28 protein-coding genes are annotated in these 15,501 nt (G+C 65.4%); all 28 read left to right on the top strand.

Going from position 1 to position 15,501, the window contains the following annotated elements; genetic code table 11:
* Positions 1-4: 4 nt before the first annotated feature.
* Complete coding sequence (gene rplD, locus RLT59_RS14385; protein WP_073732676.1) at positions 5-658, top strand: 50S ribosomal protein L4; 654 nt, start codon at positions 5-7, stop codon at positions 656-658.
* Positions 658-981: a 50S ribosomal protein L23 gene (rplW, locus tag RLT59_RS14380; RefSeq protein ID WP_014154589.1), complete on the top strand. Its 324-nt coding sequence runs from the start codon at positions 658-660 to the stop codon at positions 979-981. Before rplD ends, rplW begins: the two co-directional genes overlap by 1 nt.
* 39 nt (positions 982-1,020) lie before the next feature.
* Complete coding sequence (gene rplB / locus RLT59_RS14375; protein WP_024494973.1) at positions 1,021-1,857, top strand: 50S ribosomal protein L2; 837 nt, start codon at positions 1,021-1,023, stop codon at positions 1,855-1,857.
* 12 nt (positions 1,858-1,869) lie between these two features.
* Entirely contained in the window at positions 1,870-2,151 is a 282-nt protein-coding gene (gene rpsS, locus RLT59_RS14370) for a 30S ribosomal protein S19 (RefSeq protein WP_015610726.1), read from the top strand.
* 42 nt (positions 2,152-2,193) lie between these two features.
* Entirely contained in the window at positions 2,194-2,541 is a 348-nt protein-coding gene (gene rplV / locus RLT59_RS14365) for a 50S ribosomal protein L22 (RefSeq protein WP_073733141.1), read from the top strand.
* Entirely contained in the window at positions 2,541-3,377 is an 837-nt protein-coding gene (gene rpsC, locus RLT59_RS14360) for a 30S ribosomal protein S3 (protein WP_219569010.1), read from the top strand. Before rplV ends, rpsC begins: the two co-directional genes overlap by 1 nt.
* Before the next feature lie 5 nt (positions 3,378-3,382).
* Entirely contained in the window at positions 3,383-3,802 is a 420-nt protein-coding gene (gene rplP / locus RLT59_RS14355) for a 50S ribosomal protein L16 (RefSeq protein WP_003966953.1), read from the top strand.
* Positions 3,802-4,026, top strand: a complete 225-nt coding sequence (gene rpmC, locus RLT59_RS14350; RefSeq protein ID WP_024494976.1) for a 50S ribosomal protein L29 — start codon at positions 3,802-3,804, stop codon at positions 4,024-4,026. The genes rplP and rpmC overlap by 1 nt, the downstream gene beginning before the upstream one ends.
* Positions 4,026-4,310: a 30S ribosomal protein S17 gene (gene rpsQ / locus RLT59_RS14345; RefSeq protein WP_024494977.1), complete on the top strand. Its 285-nt coding sequence runs from the start codon at positions 4,026-4,028 to the stop codon at positions 4,308-4,310. The genes rpmC and rpsQ overlap by 1 nt, the downstream gene beginning before the upstream one ends.
* Positions 4,311-4,417: 107 nt before the next feature.
* Complete coding sequence (rplN, locus tag RLT59_RS14340; protein ID WP_003966950.1) at positions 4,418-4,786, top strand: 50S ribosomal protein L14; 369 nt, start codon at positions 4,418-4,420, stop codon at positions 4,784-4,786.
* A gap of 2 nt (positions 4,787-4,788) precedes the next feature.
* Positions 4,789-5,112, top strand: coding sequence for a 50S ribosomal protein L24 (gene rplX / locus RLT59_RS14335; RefSeq protein ID WP_018550616.1), 324 nt, complete (start codon positions 4,789-4,791; stop codon positions 5,110-5,112).
* Positions 5,112-5,669, top strand: coding sequence for a 50S ribosomal protein L5 (gene rplE, locus RLT59_RS14330; RefSeq protein ID WP_018550615.1), 558 nt, complete (start codon positions 5,112-5,114; stop codon positions 5,667-5,669). Before rplX ends, rplE begins: the two co-directional genes overlap by 1 nt.
* A gap of 2 nt (positions 5,670-5,671) precedes the next feature.
* Positions 5,672-5,857: a type Z 30S ribosomal protein S14 gene (locus RLT59_RS14325; protein ID WP_024491590.1), complete on the top strand. Its 186-nt coding sequence runs from the start codon at positions 5,672-5,674 to the stop codon at positions 5,855-5,857.
* Between the two features lie 224 nt (positions 5,858-6,081).
* The gene (gene rpsH / locus RLT59_RS14320) at positions 6,082-6,480 is read left to right on the top strand and encodes a 30S ribosomal protein S8 (protein WP_024491591.1); all 399 of its coding nucleotides are present in this window, start codon (positions 6,082-6,084) and stop codon (positions 6,478-6,480) included.
* A gap of 21 nt (positions 6,481-6,501) precedes the next feature.
* Complete coding sequence (gene rplF, locus RLT59_RS14315) at positions 6,502-7,041, top strand: 50S ribosomal protein L6 (RefSeq protein ID WP_311303763.1); 540 nt, start codon at positions 6,502-6,504, stop codon at positions 7,039-7,041.
* A 3-nt stretch (positions 7,042-7,044) separates the two neighbouring features.
* Positions 7,045-7,428: a 50S ribosomal protein L18 gene (gene rplR, locus RLT59_RS14310; protein WP_024491593.1), complete on the top strand. Its 384-nt coding sequence runs from the start codon at positions 7,045-7,047 to the stop codon at positions 7,426-7,428.
* Between the two features lie 47 nt (positions 7,429-7,475).
* Positions 7,476-8,075 carry a 30S ribosomal protein S5 gene (rpsE, locus tag RLT59_RS14305; protein WP_024491594.1) on the top strand — a complete coding sequence of 200 codons (600 nt, stop codon included), beginning with the start codon at positions 7,476-7,478 and terminating at the stop codon, positions 8,073-8,075.
* On the top strand, positions 8,075-8,257 hold the full coding sequence (rpmD, locus tag RLT59_RS14300; protein ID WP_024491595.1) for a 50S ribosomal protein L30: 183 nt from the start codon (positions 8,075-8,077) through the stop codon (positions 8,255-8,257). Before rpsE ends, rpmD begins: the two co-directional genes overlap by 1 nt.
* Position 8,258: 1 nt before the next feature.
* The gene (gene rplO, locus RLT59_RS14295) at positions 8,259-8,714 is read left to right on the top strand and encodes a 50S ribosomal protein L15 (protein ID WP_073732675.1); all 456 of its coding nucleotides are present in this window, start codon (positions 8,259-8,261) and stop codon (positions 8,712-8,714) included.
* Between the two features lie 224 nt (positions 8,715-8,938).
* Positions 8,939-10,258, top strand: coding sequence for a preprotein translocase subunit SecY (secY, locus tag RLT59_RS14290; RefSeq protein WP_024491597.1), 1,320 nt, complete (start codon positions 8,939-8,941; stop codon positions 10,256-10,258).
* Positions 10,258-10,917: an adenylate kinase gene (locus RLT59_RS14285; protein WP_311303762.1), complete on the top strand. Its 660-nt coding sequence runs from the start codon at positions 10,258-10,260 to the stop codon at positions 10,915-10,917. Before secY ends, RLT59_RS14285 begins: the two co-directional genes overlap by 1 nt.
* 126 nt (positions 10,918-11,043) lie before the next feature.
* Complete coding sequence (gene map, locus RLT59_RS14280; protein ID WP_311303761.1) at positions 11,044-11,880, top strand: type I methionyl aminopeptidase; 837 nt, start codon at positions 11,044-11,046, stop codon at positions 11,878-11,880.
* 172 nt (positions 11,881-12,052) lie between these two features.
* Positions 12,053-12,274, top strand: coding sequence for a translation initiation factor IF-1 (infA, locus tag RLT59_RS14275; protein WP_014047798.1), 222 nt, complete (start codon positions 12,053-12,055; stop codon positions 12,272-12,274).
* A 60-nt stretch (positions 12,275-12,334) separates the two neighbouring features.
* Positions 12,335-12,448, top strand: coding sequence for a 50S ribosomal protein L36 (gene rpmJ / locus RLT59_RS14270; protein ID WP_003956441.1), 114 nt, complete (start codon positions 12,335-12,337; stop codon positions 12,446-12,448).
* Positions 12,449-12,641: 193 nt separating this feature from the next.
* Positions 12,642-13,022: a 30S ribosomal protein S13 gene (gene rpsM / locus RLT59_RS14265; RefSeq protein ID WP_014047799.1), complete on the top strand. Its 381-nt coding sequence runs from the start codon at positions 12,642-12,644 to the stop codon at positions 13,020-13,022.
* A 105-nt stretch (positions 13,023-13,127) separates the two neighbouring features.
* Positions 13,128-13,532, top strand: a complete 405-nt coding sequence (gene rpsK, locus RLT59_RS14260) for a 30S ribosomal protein S11 (RefSeq protein ID WP_003956432.1) — start codon at positions 13,128-13,130, stop codon at positions 13,530-13,532.
* A 137-nt stretch (positions 13,533-13,669) separates the two neighbouring features.
* Positions 13,670-14,692, top strand: a complete 1,023-nt coding sequence (locus RLT59_RS14255; RefSeq protein WP_024491600.1) for a DNA-directed RNA polymerase subunit alpha — start codon at positions 13,670-13,672, stop codon at positions 14,690-14,692.
* A 226-nt stretch (positions 14,693-14,918) separates the two neighbouring features.
* The gene (rplQ, locus tag RLT59_RS14250) at positions 14,919-15,422 is read left to right on the top strand and encodes a 50S ribosomal protein L17 (protein ID WP_311303760.1); all 504 of its coding nucleotides are present in this window, start codon (positions 14,919-14,921) and stop codon (positions 15,420-15,422) included.
* Positions 15,423-15,501: the final 79 nt, after the last annotated feature.

The following is a 15,501-nucleotide window of genomic DNA, read 5'->3' as shown; positions in this document are numbered from 1 at the left end:
GGTAATGAGCACCATTGACATCCTTTCGCCGGCAGGCGACAAGGCCGGTACCGTCGAGCTCCCCGCGGAGATCTTCGACGCGAAGACCAGCGTTCCGCTGATCCACCAGGTCGTTGTCGCCCAGCTGGCAGCTGCCCGTCAGGGCACGCACAAGACCAAGCGTCGCGGCGAGGTCCGCGGTGGTGGGCGCAAGCCCTACCGCCAGAAGGGCACCGGCCGCGCGCGCCAGGGTTCGACCCGCGCACCGCAGTTCGTCGGCGGTGGCGTCGTCCACGGCCCGCAGCCGCGTGACTACTCGCAGCGCACCCCCAAGAAGATGAAGGCCGCCGCCCTGCGCGGTGCCCTCTCCGACCGGGCGCGCCACTCCCGCATCCACGTCGTCACCGGCGTGGTCGAGGGTGCAGCGGTCTCCACGAAGGCAGCGAAGTCGCTGTTCGGCAAGATCTCGGAGCGCAAGAACGTGCTCCTGGTCGTCGACCGCAACGACGAGGCCGCGTGGCTCTCCGCACGCAACCTGCCCCAGGTGCACATCCTGGACCCGGGCCAGCTGAACACGTACGACGTGATCGTCTCTGACGACGTGGTCTTCACTCAGGCCGCTTTCGAGTCCTTCGTGTCTGGCCCCCAGACCGCTGAGACCGAAGGGAGCGACGCCTGATGAGCGAGGCGACCGTTACCAGCAAGACCTACTCCGACCCGCGTGACGTTCTCGTCAAGCCGGTTGTTTCGGAGAAGAGCTACGCGCTGCTCGACGAGAACAAGTACACGTTCATCGTCGCGCCCGGCTCCAACAAGACCCAGATCAAGCAGGCCGTCGAAGCGGTCTTCTCGGTCAAGGTCACCGGGGTCAACACGATCAACCGTCAGGGTAAGCGCAAGCGCACCAAGACCGGTTTCGGCAAGCGCGCTGACACCAAGCGCGCCATCGTGACCCTCGCTGAGGGCGACCGAATCGACATCTTCGGCGGCCCGACCTCCTAACGGAGGTCGAGTCGTCCGGAATCGGACGAGGACTGAGAAATGGGTATCCGCAAGTACAAGCCGACGACCCCGGGCCGTCGTGGCTCCAGCGTCGCCGACTTTGTCGAGATCACGCGGTCCACGCCGGAGAAGTCGCTGGTCCGCCCCCTGCACAGCAAGGGCGGCCGTAACAACACCGGTCGTGTGACCGTTCGCCACCAGGGTGGTGGCCACAAGCGCGCCTACCGCGTGATCGACTTCCGTCGTCACGACAAGGACGGCGTGCCGGCCAAGGTCGCGCACATCGAGTACGACCCGAACCGCACCGCGCGCATCGCGCTCCTGCACTACGCCGACGGCGAGAAGCGCTACATCATCGCGCCGCGCGGCCTGGGACAGGGCGACCGTGTCGAGAACGGCCCGGCCGCCGACATCAAGCCCGGTAACAACCTGGCGCTGCGCAACATCCCGGTCGGTACGACCATCCACGCCATCGAGCTGCGGCCTGGCGGCGGCGCGAAGTTCGCCCGTTCCGCGGGTGCCTCCGTGCAGCTGCTGGCGAAGGAGGGCACCATGGCCCACCTTCGTATGCCGTCGGGTGAGATCCGCCTGGTCGACGCCCGCTGCCGCGCCACGATCGGTGAGGTCGGCAACGCCGAGCAGTCGAACATCAACTGGGGCAAGGCCGGTCGCATGCGCTGGAAGGGCGTTCGCCCGTCCGTCCGCGGTGTTGCGATGAACCCGGTCGACCACCCGCACGGTGGTGGTGAAGGCAAGACCTCCGGTGGACGTCACCCGGTCTCGCCGTGGGGTCAGAAGGAGGGTCGTACTCGCTCGCCGAAGAAGGCATCGAGCAAGTACATCGTCCGCCGCCGCAAGACGAACAAGAAGCGCTAGGAGCGGGTTTAGATGCCGCGCAGTCTCAAGAAGGGGCCCTTCGTCGACGGCCACCTCGTCAAGAAGGTGGACGTACAGAACGAAGCCGGCACCAAGAACGTCATCAAGACCTGGTCCCGTCGCTCGATGATCATCCCGGCCATGCTGGGTCACACCATCGCGGTGCACAACGGCAAGATCCACGTCCCGGTGTTCGTCACCGAGTCGATGGTCGGCCACAAGCTCGGCGAGTTCTCGCCGACTCGCACCTTCCGCGGCCACGTCAAGGACGACCGGAAGTCGAAGCGCCGCTAGCGCGGGGTGGAAACGACTATGACTCACACCGAAGGGACAACCATGGAAGCCAGGGCCCAGGCGCGGTACATCCGCGTCACGCCCATGAAGGCCCGCCGAGTGGTGGACCTCATCCGTGGCATGGATGCCACGGAGGCTCAGGCGGTCCTGCGTTTCGCCCCGCAGGCCGCGAGCGTGCCGGTTGGCAAGGTGCTTGACAGCGCCATCGCCAACGCTGCACACAACTACGACCACCCCGACGCTTCTTCGCTGGTCATCAGCGAGGCGTTTGTGGACGAGGGCCCGACCCTGAAGCGGTTCCGTCCGCGTGCTCAGGGCCGTGCCTACCGGATCCGTAAGCGGACCAGCCACATCACCGTGGTCGTCAGCAGCAAGGAAGGAACCCGGTAATGGGCCAGAAGGTTAACCCGCATGGGTTCCGGCTCGGCATTACCACGGACTTCAAGTCCCGTTGGTACGCCGACAAGCTGTACAAGGACTACGTCAAGGAAGACGTCGCCATTCGTCGCATGATGACGAAGGGCATGGAGCGGGCCGGCATCTCGAAGGTCGAGATCGAGCGCACCCGCGACCGCGTCCGCGTTGACATCCACACCGCCCGTCCGGGCATCGTCATCGGCCGCCGCGGCGCCGAGGCCGATCGCATCCGTGGCGAGCTGGAGAAGCTGACCGGCAAGCAGGTCCAGCTGAACATCCTCGAGGTCAAGAACCCCGAGGTCGACGCTCAGCTGGTGGCCCAGGCCGTCGCCGAGCAGCTCTCCTCGCGCGTCTCCTTCCGTCGTGCCATGCGCAAGAGCATGCAGAGCACGATGAAGGCCGGCGCCAAGGGCATCAAGATCCAGTGCGGCGGTCGTCTCGGCGGCGCCGAGATGTCCCGCTCGGAGTTCTACCGCGAGGGCCGTGTGCCCCTGCACACGCTCCGCGCGAACGTTGACTACGGCTTCTTCGAGGCCAAGACGACCTTCGGCCGCATCGGTGTGAAGGTCTGGATCTACAAGGGCGACGTCAAGAACATCGCCGAGGTCCGCGCCGAGAACGCTGCTGCCCGCGCGGGCAACCGCCCGGCCCGTGGCGGCGCTGACCGTCCGGCCGGCCGCGGTGGCCGCGGTGGCGAGCGTGGCGGTCGCGGCCGCAAGCCGCAGCAGTCGGCTCCGGCCGCCGAGGCCCCCAAGGCCGAGGCGACCGCCGCTGCTCCGGCGGCTGAGAGCACCGGAACGGAGGCCTGACCGAAATGCTGATCCCCCGTAGGGTCAAGCACCGCAAGCAGCACCACCCGAAGCGCAGCGGTATGTCCAAGGGTGGCACGCAGGTTGCGTTCGGCGAGTACGGCATCCAGGCGCTGACCCCGGCGTACGTGACGAACCGTCAGATCGAGTCCGCTCGTATCGCGATGACCCGTCACATCAAGCGTGGCGGCAAGGTCTGGATCAACATCTACCCGGACCGTCCCCTGACGAAGAAGCCCGCCGAGACCCGCATGGGTTCCGGTAAGGGTTCTCCCGAGTGGTGGATCGCGAACGTCAAGCCGGGCCGGGTGATGTTCGAGCTGTCCTACCCGAACGAGAAGATTGCTCGTGAGGCGCTCACCCGCGCTGCTCACAAGCTTCCGATGAAGTGCCGGATTGTTCGGCGCGAGGCAGGTGAGTCGTGATGTCGGCCGGTACCAAGACGTCCGAGCTGCGCGAGCTGGGCAACGAGGAGCTCCTCAACAAGCTCCGCGAGGCCAAGGAAGAGCTGTTCAACCTCCGCTTCCAGGCGGCGACCGGACAGCTCGAAAACCACGGCCGGCTCAAGTCCGTCCGTAAGGACATCGCCCGGATCTACACCCTGATGCGTGAGCGCGAGCTCGGCATCGAGACGGTGGAGAGCGTCTGATGAGCGAGAAGACTGTGACTGAGACGAACACTGACCGCGGTTTCCGTAAGACCCGTGAGGGTCTCGTCGTCAGCGACAAGATGGACAAGACCGTCGTCGTCGCTGTCGAGGACCGCGTCAAGCACGCGCTGTACGGCAAGGTCATCCGCCGTACGAACAAGCTCAAGGCTCACGACGAGCAGAACGCCGCCGGCGTCGGCGACCGTGTCATCCTCATGGAGACCCGGCCGCTGTCCGCCACGAAGCGTTGGCGCGTCGTCGAGATCCTTGAGAAGGCCAAGTAATTCCTGAGAGGCATTCCTCTCAGGCAGGTTCCGCCAGGCTCGGTGGGGGTTCGCTCCGGTAACGGAGCGTCCCCCGCCGGGAACCGGCAGACGATCAGGAGATAGACGTGATCCAGCAGGAGTCGCGACTGCGCGTCGCCGACAACACGGGTGCGAAGGAAATTCTCACCATCCGTGTTCTCGGTGGCTCGGGTCGCCGCTACGCGGGCATCGGTGACGTCATCGTCGCCACCGTCAAGGACGCGATCCCCGGTGGCAACGTGAAGAAGGGTGACGTCGTCAAGGCCGTCATCGTTCGCACCGTCAAGGAGCGTCGTCGTCAGGATGGCTCGTACATCCGCTTCGACGAGAACGCCGCTGTCATTCTCAAGAACGACGGCGACCCCCGCGGCACCCGTATCTTCGGCCCGGTGGGCCGTGAGCTGCGCGAGAAGAAGTTCATGAAGATCATCTCGCTCGCGCCGGAGGTGCTGTAAGCATGAAGATCAAGAAGGGCGACCTGGTTCAGGTCATCACCGGTAAGGACAAGGGCAAGCAGGGCAAGGTCATCGTTGCCTACCCTGCTCAGGACCGCGTCCTCGTCGAGGGTGTCAACCGGGTCAAGAAGCACACGAAGGCCGGTCAGACCGCTCGCGGTTCGCAGACCGGTGGCATTGTGACGACCGAGGCCCCCGTCCACGTCAGCAACGTGCAGCTGGTTGTTGAGAAGGACGGCAACAAGGTCGTTACTCGCGTCGGCTACCGCTTTGACGACGAGGGCAACAAGATCCGCGTTGCCAAGCGCACCGGTGAGGACATCTGATGACTACCACCACAGCGCCGCGTCTCAAGACGCGCTACCGCGAGGAAATCGCCGGCAAGCTGCGTGAGGAGTTCTCCTACGAGAACGTCATGCAGATCCCCGGTCTGGTCAAGATCGTGGTCAACATGGGTGTGGGCGACGCCGCCCGCGACTCCAAGCTGATCGATGGCGCCGTGCGCGACCTCACCACGATCACCGGCCAGAAGCCCGCCGTCACCAAGGCCCGCAAGTCGATCGCGCAGTTCAAGCTGCGCGAGGGGCAGCCGATCGGCTGCCACGTCACCCTCCGCGGTGACCGCATGTGGGAGTTCCTGGACCGTACGCTGTCGCTCGCGCTGCCGCGTATCCGTGACTTCCGTGGCCTGTCGCCGAAGCAGTTCGACGGCCGTGGCAACTACACCTTCGGTCTCACGGAGCAGGTCATGTTCCACGAGATCGACCAGGACAAGATCGACCGGGTCCGGGGCATGGACATCACCGTGGTCACCACGGCGACCAATGACGACGAGGGTCGTGCCCTCCTTCGTCACCTCGGCTTCCCGTTCAAGGAGAACTGACCGTGGCGAAGAAGTCCCTGATCGCTAAGGCCGCCCGCAAGCCGAAGTTCGGCGTCCGCGGGTACACCCGCTGCCAGCGCTGCGGCCGGCCCCACTCCGTCTACCGCAAGTTCGGCCTGTGCCGCGTGTGCCTTCGTGAGATGGCTCACCGTGGCGAGCTGCCGGGCGTGACCAAGAGCTCCTGGTAATCCTCCTTCGCCCTCTGGGCGTCGGGATTATCCGGAAGCTCTCGGTAAGTATCTGGTCGGCAGGAGCCCGGCCCCACATGCCGTAGGCTTGTGTGGTTGGGCGCCTGCCGCCCTAGACCGACTTACTACGCCGTAGGTCCCCGCACCGCACCCGTCCCGCCACTGAGTGGGGAGAGGGATGGCGCATACAGGAAACCCCGGCGAGAGAGGCCGAAGGCCAACTCATGACCATGACTGATCCCATCGCAGACATGCTCACGCGTCTGCGTAACGCGAACTCGGCGTATCACGACGACGTCAAGATGCCGCACAGCAAGATCAAGTCGCACATCGCGGAGATCCTCCAGCAGGAGGGCTTCATCACCGGCTGGAAGGTCGAGGACGCCGAGGTCGGCAAGAGCCTCGTTCTCGACCTGAAGTTCGGTCCGAACCGCGAGCGTTCGATCGCCGGCATCAAGCGTATTTCGAAGCCGGGTCTGCGTGTATACGCAAAGTCCACCAATCTGCCGAAGGTCCTGGGCGGCCTGGGCGTGGCGATCATCTCCACGTCCCACGGTCTCCTGACCGGCCAGCAGGCCAGCAAGAAGGGCGTAGGTGGGGAAGTCCTCGCCTACGTCTGGTAGTCGGGAACGGAGGAAAAGCTCATGTCGCGAATCGGCAAGCTCCCCATCCAGGTTCCCGCCGGTGTGGACGTCACCATCGATGGCCGCACGGTCGCGGTGAAGGGCCCCAAGGGTTCCCTCTCGCACACCGTCGCCGCGCCGATCGAGGTCACCAAGGGTGAGGACGGCGTTCTGAACGTCGTCCGCCCGAACGACGAGCGTCAGAACAAGGCCCTTCACGGCCTGTCCCGCACGCTGGTGGCGAACATGATCACCGGCGTGACCACGGGATACATCAAGGCGCTCGAAATCAGCGGTGTCGGTTACCGAGTTCAGGCGAAGGGCTCCAACCTGGAGTTCGCCCTGGGCTACAGCCACCCGATCCTCATCGAGGCCCCCGAAGGCATCACCTTCAAGGTCGAGTCGCCCACGAAGTTCACTGTCGAGGGCATCGACAAGCAGAAGGTCGGCGAGGTCTCGGCGAAGATCCGCAAGCTGCGGAAGCCCGACCCGTACAAGGCCAAGGGCGTCAAGTACGCCGGCGAGGTTATCCGCCGCAAGGTCGGAAAGGCGGGTAAGTAAGCCATGGCATACGGTGTAAAGATCGCCAAGGGCGACGCCTACAAGCGTGCCGCCCTCAAGCGCCGCCACATCCGCGTCCGGAAGCACATCTCCGGTTCGCCCGAGCGTCCGCGCTTGGTTGTGACGCGTTCGAACCGCCACATGGTCGCTCAGGTCATCGACGACATCGCGGGCCACACGCTCGCGTCGGCGTCGACGCTCGACGCTTCCATCCGCGGTGTCGAGGGTGACAAGAGTGCCCTCGCCAAGCAGGTCGGGGCCCTGGTCGCCGAGCGCGCCAAGGCCGCAGGCGTCGAGGCCGTCGTGTTTGACCGCGGTGGCAACCAGTACGCCGGGCGGATTGCCGCTCTGGCTGACGCCGCCCGTGAAGCCGGGCTGAAGTTCTAAGCCCCGGTTCCTACGCACAGCGGACGTAACAGAGAGAGGTAATTCCAATGGCTGGACCCCAGCGCCGCGGAAGCGGTGCCGGTGGCGGCGAGCGGCGGGACCGGAAGGGCCGTGACGGCGCCAGCGCCGCCGAGAAGACCGCGTACGTCGAGCGTGTCGTCGCGATCAACCGTGTCGCCAAGGTCGTGAAGGGTGGTCGTCGCTTCAGCTTCACCGCGCTGGTCGTGGTGGGCGATGGTGACGGCAGCGTCGGTGTCGGATACGGCAAGGCCAAGGAAGTTCCCGCGGCCATCGCCAAGGGCGTTGAAGAGGCCAAGAAGAGCTTCTTCAAGGTTCCGCGTATCCAGGGCACCATCCCGCACCCGATCCAGGGCGAGAAGGCCGCAGGCGTTGTCCTGCTCAAGCCTGCTTCCCCCGGTACCGGTGTGATCGCGGGTGGCCCCGTGCGCGCCGTTCTCGAGTGCGCCGGCGTTCACGACATCCTGTCGAAGTCGCTCGGTTCTTCGAACCCGATCAACATCGTGCACGCGACGGTGGCCGCCCTCCAGGGCCTGCAGCGTCCCGAGGAGATCGCGGCCCGCCGCGGTCTGCCGCTTGAGGACGTGGCCCCGGCCGCTCTCCTCCGTGCCCGAGCGGCGGGTGTGTGATGGCTCGCCTCAAGATCACGCAGACCAAGTCGTACATCGGCAGCAAGCAGAACCACCGCGACACCCTTCGTTCGCTCGGGCTCAAGCGCCTGCACGACGTGGTTGTCAAGGAGGACCGCCCCGAGTTCCGCGGAATGGCTAACACCGTCCGCCACCTCGTGACGGTTGAGGAGGTCGACTGACATGGCGGAGAACCAGCCGCTGAAGGCCCACGACCTCCGGCCTGCCCCGGGCGCCAAGACCGCCAAGACCCGTGTGGGTCGAGGCGAGGCGTCCAAGGGTAAGACCGCCGGACGTGGCACCAAGGGCACCAAGGCCCGCTACCAGGTTCCGGAGCGCTTCGAGGGTGGGCAGATGCCCCTCCACATGCGTCTCCCGAAGCTCAAGGGCTTCAAGAACCCGTTCCGCACGGAGTACCAGGTCGTGAACCTGGACAAGCTCGCGACGCTCTACCCCGAGGGTGGAGAGGTCACGGTGGCCGGTCTGGTCGCCAAGGGCGCTGTGCGCAACAACCACCTCGTCAAGGTCCTCGGACAGGGCGAGATCTCCGTGGCGCTGCAGGTTTCGGTTGACGCCGTCTCCGGCTCCGCCAAGGAGAAGATCGCCGCCGCGGGCGGCACCGTCACCGAGCTGGTCTGAGACAACTCGGACACATAGGTGGCCTGAACATCCGACCGGGGATGCCTCTCATATGGGGCATCCCCGGTTGGTCGTTCCTAGGGGGGCATGTACGCCGGTAAGGTGGCGTCCGTTGCTGTGGTAAGCCCTGGACGCATGTCGCCCGGGGACCTTTGACTGTTACGTATTCGTCAATCCTCAAGACCGTCACCTCTACGCATTGCGCGGGGGTCGCAGGAGGCACCGTGCTCACCGCGTTCGCCCGGGCGTTCAAGACGCCCGACCTGCGCAAGAAGCTGTTCTTCACGCTCGGCATCATCGTGCTCTACCGGCTCGGGGCGCACATCCCGGTCCCGGGGGTGAGCTACGAGAACGTCCAGACCTGTGTTGATCAGGCAAGCAAGGGCAATAACAGCCTCTTCGGCCTGGTGAACATGTTCAGCGGTGGTGCACTGCTGCAGATCACGATCTTCGCGCTCGGCATCATGCCGTACATCACGGCCAGCATCATCCTTCAGCTGCTGACCGTGGTGATTCCCCGACTGGAGGCGCTCAAGAAGGAGGGGCAGTCCGGCCAGGCCAAGATCACGCAGTACACGCGTTATCTGACGGTCGCGCTCGCCATCCTCCAGGGCACCGGCCTGGTGGCCACCGCACGCAGCGGAGCGCTTTTCAGCGGCTGCCCGGTCGCCGACCAGATCGTCCCGAACCAGTCGCTGTTCACGACCATCACGATGGTCATCACGATGACCGCCGGCACGGCTGCCGTCATGTGGCTCGGTGAGCTGATCACCGACCGCGGCATCGGCAACGGCATGTCGATCCTGATGTTCATCTCGATCGCCGCCAGCTTCCCCGGCGCCCTGTGGGCCATCAAGACGAGCGGCAAGCTCGCGGACGGCTGGATCGAGTTCGGCACCGTCATCCTGATCGGCTTCGTGATGGTGGCCCTCGTGGTCTTCGTCGAGCAGGCCCAGCGCCGCATTCCGGTTCAGTACGCGAAGCGCATGATCGGCCGCAGGTCCTACGGTGGTACGTCCACCTACATCCCGCTGAAGGTGAACCAGGCGGGTGTGATTCCCGTCATCTTCGCTTCTTCGCTGCTCTACATCCCGGCCCTGATCGTCCAGTTCTCCAACTCCCAAGCGGCTTGGGCGACCTGGATCAAGGACCACTTCGTCAAGGGCGACCACCCGTACTACATCACCGCGTACTTCCTGTTGATCGTCTTCTTCGCCTTCTTCTATGTGGCGATTTCGTTCAACCCCGAGGAAGTCGCGGACAACATGAAGAAGTATGGTGGCTTCATCCCGGGTATCCGGGCTGGTCGACCTACTGCCGAGTACCTGAGCTACGTGCTCAACAGGATCACTTGGCCGGGCTCGCTGTACCTGGGTCTGATCGCTCTGGTGCCAACGATGGCGTTGGCAGGCTTCGGTGGCGCTAACCAGAACTTCCCGTTCGGCGGGACGAGCATCCTCATCATCGTGGGTGTGGGTCTGGAAACCGTGAAGCAGATTGAGAGTCAGCTCCAGCAGCGCAATTACGAAGGGTTCCTCCGCTGATGCGAATCGTCCTCGTCGGCCCGCCGGGTGCCGGCAAGGGAACGCAGGCTGCGTACCTTGCCAAGAACCTGTCGATTCCGCACATCTCCACGGGCGACCTCTTCCGCGCCAACATCAGCCAGGGCACTGACCTTGGCAAGCAGGCCCGCGCCTACATGGACGCGGGACAGCTGGTGCCGGACGAGGTCACGATCGGGATGGCCAAGGACCGGATGTCCCAGTCGGACGCGGTCAACGGCTTCCTGCTCGACGGCTTCCCGCGCAACGTGGGCCAGGCCGAGGCCCTGGATGTGATGCTCAAGGACGAGGGCGTAAAGCTGGACGCGGTTCTCGATCTCGAAGTCCCCGAGGACGAGGTCGTGAAGCGGATCGCGGGCCGTCGCATCTGCCGCAACGAGAGCGCGCACGTGTTCCACGTGACGTACAACCCGCCGAAGTCCGAGGGTGTCTGCGACACCTGCGGAGGCGAGCTGTACCAGCGCGACGACGACAGCGAAGAGACGGTCCGCACCCGGCTGGAGGTCTACCACACGCAGACCGAGCCGATCATCGACTACTACAGGGCTCAGGACCTGGTGGTCACCATCTCCGCCCTCGGCAAGGTCACCGATGTGACCGACCGGGCCATGGAGGCGCTGAAGAAGTCCGACGAGGGCTGACAGCGAAGCTCGTAGAACCGTAGTACTCGTGCAGTCGGCCGCGACGCCCATGGGCGCCGCGGCCGACTGTGTGTGGTCGTATCGTTGATACGCCGCCCCGTCCCGTATCCAGAAAGGCGCCGCGCAATGGTGCAGATCAAGACCCCCGAGCAGATCGCGAAGATGCGTGAGGCGGGGCTGGTGGTCGCTGCCATTCACGCGGCCACCCGAGAGGCCGCCGTTCCCGGCGCCACCACGCTGGACCTGGACCAGGTCGCCCGCAAGGTGATCGACGAGCACGGTGCGAAGTCGAACTTCCTCGGTTACGGCGGATTCCCCGCGACGATCTGCACCTCCGTCAACGAGGTCGTCGTCCACGGCATCCCGGACGAGAAGACCGTCCTCAAGGACGGCGACATCATCTCCATCGACGCCGGCGCGATCATCGACGGCTGGCACGGCGACGCCGCGTACACGGCCTTCGTCGGCACCGGTCACGCCCCGGAGCTCATCGAGCTGTCCCGGGTGACCGAGGAGTCGATGTGGGCCGGCATCGCCGCGATGAAGGTGAACAACCGGCTGGTCGACATCTCGAAGGCGATCGAGTCCTACATCCGCCGCCAGCCCCGCCCGTCGACCGGCAAGTACGGGATCGTCGAGGACTACGGCGGCCACGGCATCGGCACCGAGATGCACATGGACCCGCACCTGCTGAACTACGTCTCCCGCAAGCGCGGCAAGGGCATCAAGCTGGTCCCCGGTGTCTGCCTGGCGATCGAGCCCATGGTCTCCCTCGGCACTGCCCGCACCGAGGTGCTGGAGGACGAGTGGACGGTCATCACCCCCGACGGCAGCTGGTCCTCCCACTGGGAGCACTCCATCGCCCTCACGGAGCAGGGCCCGCTGGTGCTCACCGCACCGGACTGCGGCCGCGAGAAGCTCGCGCAGTACGGCATTGAGGCGGCGCCCGACCCACTGGGGTGATTGAGGCCCGTCAGGAGGTCTAAGGATCTCCTGCGCTGGGCAAACTTGACGGATTCGTCTTTTGGAGTCCGCTGACGTAGACTGACTCGTCGGCTCTCGTGCATCAGTGTGCCCGTATGTATGCACACGAAGGTACGGAGCCGATCAAGGTAGCCGATTCGAAAGGCGAAGCGTGGCCAAGAAGCAAGGTGCCATCGAAATTGAGGGCACCGTGATCGAGTCTCTCCCGAACGCCATGTTCAGGGTGGAGCTCCAGAACGGTCACAAGGTCCTCGCGCACATCAGCGGGAAGATGCGGATGCACTACATCCGAATCCTTCCCGATGACCGGGTCGTCGTGGAGCTCTCCCCGTACGACCTGACGCGTGGCCGGATCGTCTACCGCTACAAGTAGATCTTGCCCACATTTCGCTTCGGCGGGGTGCTGGCACTGACCCGGAGAACCTGACATCCCATGAAGGTCAAGCCGAGCGTCAAGAAGATCTGCGACAAGTGCAAGGTGATCCGCCGTCACGGTCGGGTCATGGTCATCTGCGACAACCTGCGCCACAAGCAGCGCCAGGGCTGACGCACGACCCCCTGCATCTCGCAGACTTCGCGCGACGCACGTAAACGTACATACGCAGTGCCCGTCCAAGCCACGGCTGACGACACCTCCGGCGGGGGCCGGAGACCCGGGCGTACCACCTGCTCCGAGTGAGCGGTCGGCGGTCGGGAGCGGCACTGCGGAAGACCCCCGAAATAACAACTGGAGCCATTGAATGGCACGCGTTTCAGGTGTTGACATCCCGCGCGAAAAGCGCGTGGAGGTTGCCCTCACCTACGTCTTCGGTATCGGGCGCACCCGGTCCAAGGAGATCCTCGCCACCACCGGCGTGAACCCGAACACCCGCGTTCGTGACCTGGCCGAGGAAGACCTGGTCAAGATCCGCGAGTACGTGGACGCCAACCTCCGCACCGAGGGTGACCTCCGCCGCGAGATCCAGGGCGACATCCGCCGCAAGATCGAGATCGGCTGCTACCAGGGCATTCGTCACCGCCGTGGTCTGCCGGTGCACGGTCAGCGCACCAGCACGAACGCGCGTACCCGCAAGGGCCCGCGTCGCGCGATCGCCGGTAAGAAGAAGCCGGGCAAGAAGTAGTCCTCAGCGGACGCACTGCGAACGTCCGGGTCCCCGGGCATCCGCAGCATCCAGCGGTCTTCGCTGTAGGACCGATCACCTCCCCTCTCCATCTGGAGTAAAGACATGCCCCCCAAGGGTCGTCAGGGCGCAGCCAAGAAGGTGCGTCGCAAGGAAAAGAAGAACGTCGCTCACGGCCACGCGCACATCAAGAGCACGTTCAACAACACCATCGTCTCGATCACGGACCCCTCGGGCAACGTGATCTCCTGGGCCTCCGCCGGCCACGTCGGCTTCAAGGGCTCGCGCAAGTCCACCCCCTTCGCCGCGCAGATGGCCGCCGAGTCGGCCGCCCGCCGCGCGCAGGAGCACGGCATGCGCAAGGTCGACGTCTTCGTGAAGGGTCCGGGCTCCGGCCGCGAGACCGCGATCCGCTCCCTCCAGGCCACGGGCCTTGAGGTCGGTTCGATCCAGGACGTCACCCCGACGCCGCACAACGGCTGCCGTCCGCCGAAGCGTCGCCGCGTCTGATCCGCCACGGCCGGTGACGGCCGTGCGTCAGTAGCGTGGGTAAGGGCGGTATGCCCCCTACGGGGGTGTGCCGCCCGTATCCTTGTTTCATCTGTCGGGCGTCAAATAGTGGTCGCCCACGACTGAAGGATTCACACATGCTTATCGCTCAGCGTCCGTCGCTGACCGAAGAGGTCGTTGACGAGTTCCGTTCGCGGTTCGTCATCGAGCCGCTGGAGCCGGGTTTCGGCTACACGCTCGGTAACTCTCTTCGCCGTACGCTCCTCTCCTCGATCCCGGGCGCCGCTGTCACCAGCATCCGGATCGACGGCGTTCTGCACGAGTTCACCACCGTGCCGGGTGTCAAGGAGGACGTCACCGACCTCATCCTCAACATCAAGCAGCTGGTCGTCTCCTCGGAGCACGACGAGCCGGTCGTGATGTACCTGCGCAAGCAGGGCCCCGGCCTGGTCACCGCTGCCGACATCGCCCCGCCGGCCGGTGTCGAGGTCCACAACCCGGACCTCGTCATGGCCACCCTGAACGGCAAGGGCAAGCTGGAGATGGAGCTGACCGTCGAGCGCGGTCGCGGCTACGTCTCCGCCGTCCAGAACAAGCAGGTGGGCCAGGAGATCGGCCGGATCCCGGTCGACTCCATCTACTCCCCGGTGCTCAAGGTCACGTACAAGGTCGAGGCGACCCGTGTCGAGCAGCGCACCGACTTCGACAAGCTGATCGTCGACGTCGAGACCAAGCAGGCCATGCGTCCCCGTGACGCCATGGCGTCGGCCGGTAAGACCCTGGTCGAGCTGTTCGGTCTGGCGCGCGAGCTCAACATCGACGCCGAGGGCATCGACATGGGCCCGTCCCCGACGGACGCCGCGCTCGCCGCCGATCTGGCGCTGCCGATCGAGGAGCTGGAGCTCACGGTCCGCTCGTACAACTGCCTCAAGCGCGAGGGCATCCACTCGGTGGGCGAGCTCGTGGCCCGCTCCGAGGCGGACCTGCTCGACATCCGCAACTTCGGTGCGAAGTCGATCGACGAGGTCAAGGCGAAGCTGGCCGGTATGGGCCTGGCGCTGAAGGACTCGCCTCCCGGCTTCGACCCGACCGCCGCGGCGGACGCGTTCGGCGCGGACGACGACGCGGATGCCGGTTTCGTGGAGACCGAGCAGTACTGAGTCGCCTCCGGCTGGGGTGCCCGGTTCTGCTGGGTGCCCCGGGCCGGGCGAGGGCTTGGTCCTCAATTGCCGGACGGGCTTGATACTGGCTCGTACGCGAGGGCTCTGTCCTCAAGCGCCGGACAGGCTTGAATGTTCGGCTCGTAAGACTTCCGTGTGGCGACCGCCGCGCGGGAACTGACACCGGTACCTGATACGGCCGGTGCAGCACACAAGGAGAAATACCATGCCTCAGCCCGCCAAGGGCGCCCGTCTGGGCGGCAGCGCTGCGCACGAGAAGCTTCTTCTCAACAACCTCGCGAAGTCGCTGTTCGAGCACGGCCGCATCACCACGACCGAGGCCAAGGCCCGCCGCCTGCGTCCGGTCGCCGAGCGTTTCATCACCAAGGCGAAGAAGGGCGACATCCACAACCGTCGCCTGGTGCTGCAGTCGATCACGGACAAGGGCGTCGTCCACACGCTCTTCACCGAGATCGCCCCGCGGTACGAGAACCGCCCCGGTGGTTACACCCGTATCACCAAGATCGGCAACCGTCGTGGCGACAACGCCCCGATGGCCGTCATCGAGCTGGTCGAGGCCCTGACCGTGGCGCAGGCTGCCACCGGTGAGGCCGAGGCCGCCACGAAGCGTGCGGTCAAGGAAGACGCGGCCAAGAAGGACGAGACCCCGGTCGAGTCCGTCGAGGACGCCAAGCCGGCCGCCGCCGACGAGGAGTCCAAGGACGCCTGAGCGTTCTGAGACCTCTGGACGGGCCCGCATCACCCTTCGGGGCGGTGCGGGCCCGTTCCGCTGTGTACGGATCTTGAAA

The organism is Streptomyces sp. ITFR-6, assembly GCF_031844725.1.
Taxonomy (GTDB): Bacteria; Actinomycetota; Actinomycetes; order Streptomycetales; family Streptomycetaceae; genus Streptomyces.
Note: the sequence above shows the minus strand (reverse complement) of the source record. Positions and strands in the feature narration are given on the sequence as shown.

Excerpts from the sequence above, each read along its gene's own strand:
- RLT59_RS14285 (WP_311303762.1), top strand. The coding sequence starts at position 10,258 with ATGCGAATCGTCCTCGTCGGCCCGCCGGGTGCCGGCAAGGGAACGCAG.
- rpsC (WP_219569010.1), top strand. The coding sequence starts at position 2,541 with ATGGGCCAGAAGGTTAACCCGCATGGGTTCCGGCTCGGCATTACCACG.
- RLT59_RS14255 (WP_024491600.1), top strand. The coding sequence starts at position 13,670 with ATGCTTATCGCTCAGCGTCCGTCGCTGACCGAAGAGGTCGTTGACGAG.
- map (WP_311303761.1), top strand. The coding sequence starts at position 11,044 with ATGGTGCAGATCAAGACCCCCGAGCAGATCGCGAAGATGCGTGAGGCG.
- rpsH (WP_024491591.1), top strand. The coding sequence starts at position 6,082 with ATGACCATGACTGATCCCATCGCAGACATGCTCACGCGTCTGCGTAAC.
- rplD (WP_073732676.1), top strand. The coding sequence starts at position 5 with ATGAGCACCATTGACATCCTTTCGCCGGCAGGCGACAAGGCCGGTACC.
- rplQ (WP_311303760.1), top strand. The coding sequence starts at position 14,919 with ATGCCTCAGCCCGCCAAGGGCGCCCGTCTGGGCGGCAGCGCTGCGCAC.
- rplB (WP_024494973.1), top strand. The coding sequence starts at position 1,021 with ATGGGTATCCGCAAGTACAAGCCGACGACCCCGGGCCGTCGTGGCTCC.
- rplO (WP_073732675.1), top strand. The coding sequence starts at position 8,259 with ATGGCGGAGAACCAGCCGCTGAAGGCCCACGACCTCCGGCCTGCCCCG.
- rpmC (WP_024494976.1), top strand. The coding sequence starts at position 3,802 with ATGTCGGCCGGTACCAAGACGTCCGAGCTGCGCGAGCTGGGCAACGAG.
- rplE (WP_018550615.1), top strand. The coding sequence starts at position 5,112 with ATGACTACCACCACAGCGCCGCGTCTCAAGACGCGCTACCGCGAGGAA.
- rplP (WP_003966953.1), top strand. The coding sequence starts at position 3,383 with ATGCTGATCCCCCGTAGGGTCAAGCACCGCAAGCAGCACCACCCGAAG.
- rpsQ (WP_024494977.1), top strand. The coding sequence starts at position 4,026 with ATGAGCGAGAAGACTGTGACTGAGACGAACACTGACCGCGGTTTCCGT.
- rpsK (WP_003956432.1), top strand. The coding sequence starts at position 13,128 with ATGCCCCCCAAGGGTCGTCAGGGCGCAGCCAAGAAGGTGCGTCGCAAG.
- rplV (WP_073733141.1), top strand. The coding sequence starts at position 2,194 with ATGGAAGCCAGGGCCCAGGCGCGGTACATCCGCGTCACGCCCATGAAG.
- rpsS (WP_015610726.1), top strand. The coding sequence starts at position 1,870 with ATGCCGCGCAGTCTCAAGAAGGGGCCCTTCGTCGACGGCCACCTCGTC.
- rplW (WP_014154589.1), top strand. The coding sequence starts at position 658 with ATGAGCGAGGCGACCGTTACCAGCAAGACCTACTCCGACCCGCGTGAC.
- rpsE (WP_024491594.1), top strand. The coding sequence starts at position 7,476 with ATGGCTGGACCCCAGCGCCGCGGAAGCGGTGCCGGTGGCGGCGAGCGG.
- rplF (WP_311303763.1), top strand. The coding sequence starts at position 6,502 with ATGTCGCGAATCGGCAAGCTCCCCATCCAGGTTCCCGCCGGTGTGGAC.
- rpmD (WP_024491595.1), top strand. The coding sequence starts at position 8,075 with ATGGCTCGCCTCAAGATCACGCAGACCAAGTCGTACATCGGCAGCAAG.
- rpsM (WP_014047799.1), top strand. The coding sequence starts at position 12,642 with ATGGCACGCGTTTCAGGTGTTGACATCCCGCGCGAAAAGCGCGTGGAG.
- rpmJ (WP_003956441.1), top strand. The coding sequence starts at position 12,335 with ATGAAGGTCAAGCCGAGCGTCAAGAAGATCTGCGACAAGTGCAAGGTG.
- rplX (WP_018550616.1), top strand. The coding sequence starts at position 4,789 with ATGAAGATCAAGAAGGGCGACCTGGTTCAGGTCATCACCGGTAAGGAC.
- rplR (WP_024491593.1), top strand. The coding sequence starts at position 7,045 with ATGGCATACGGTGTAAAGATCGCCAAGGGCGACGCCTACAAGCGTGCC.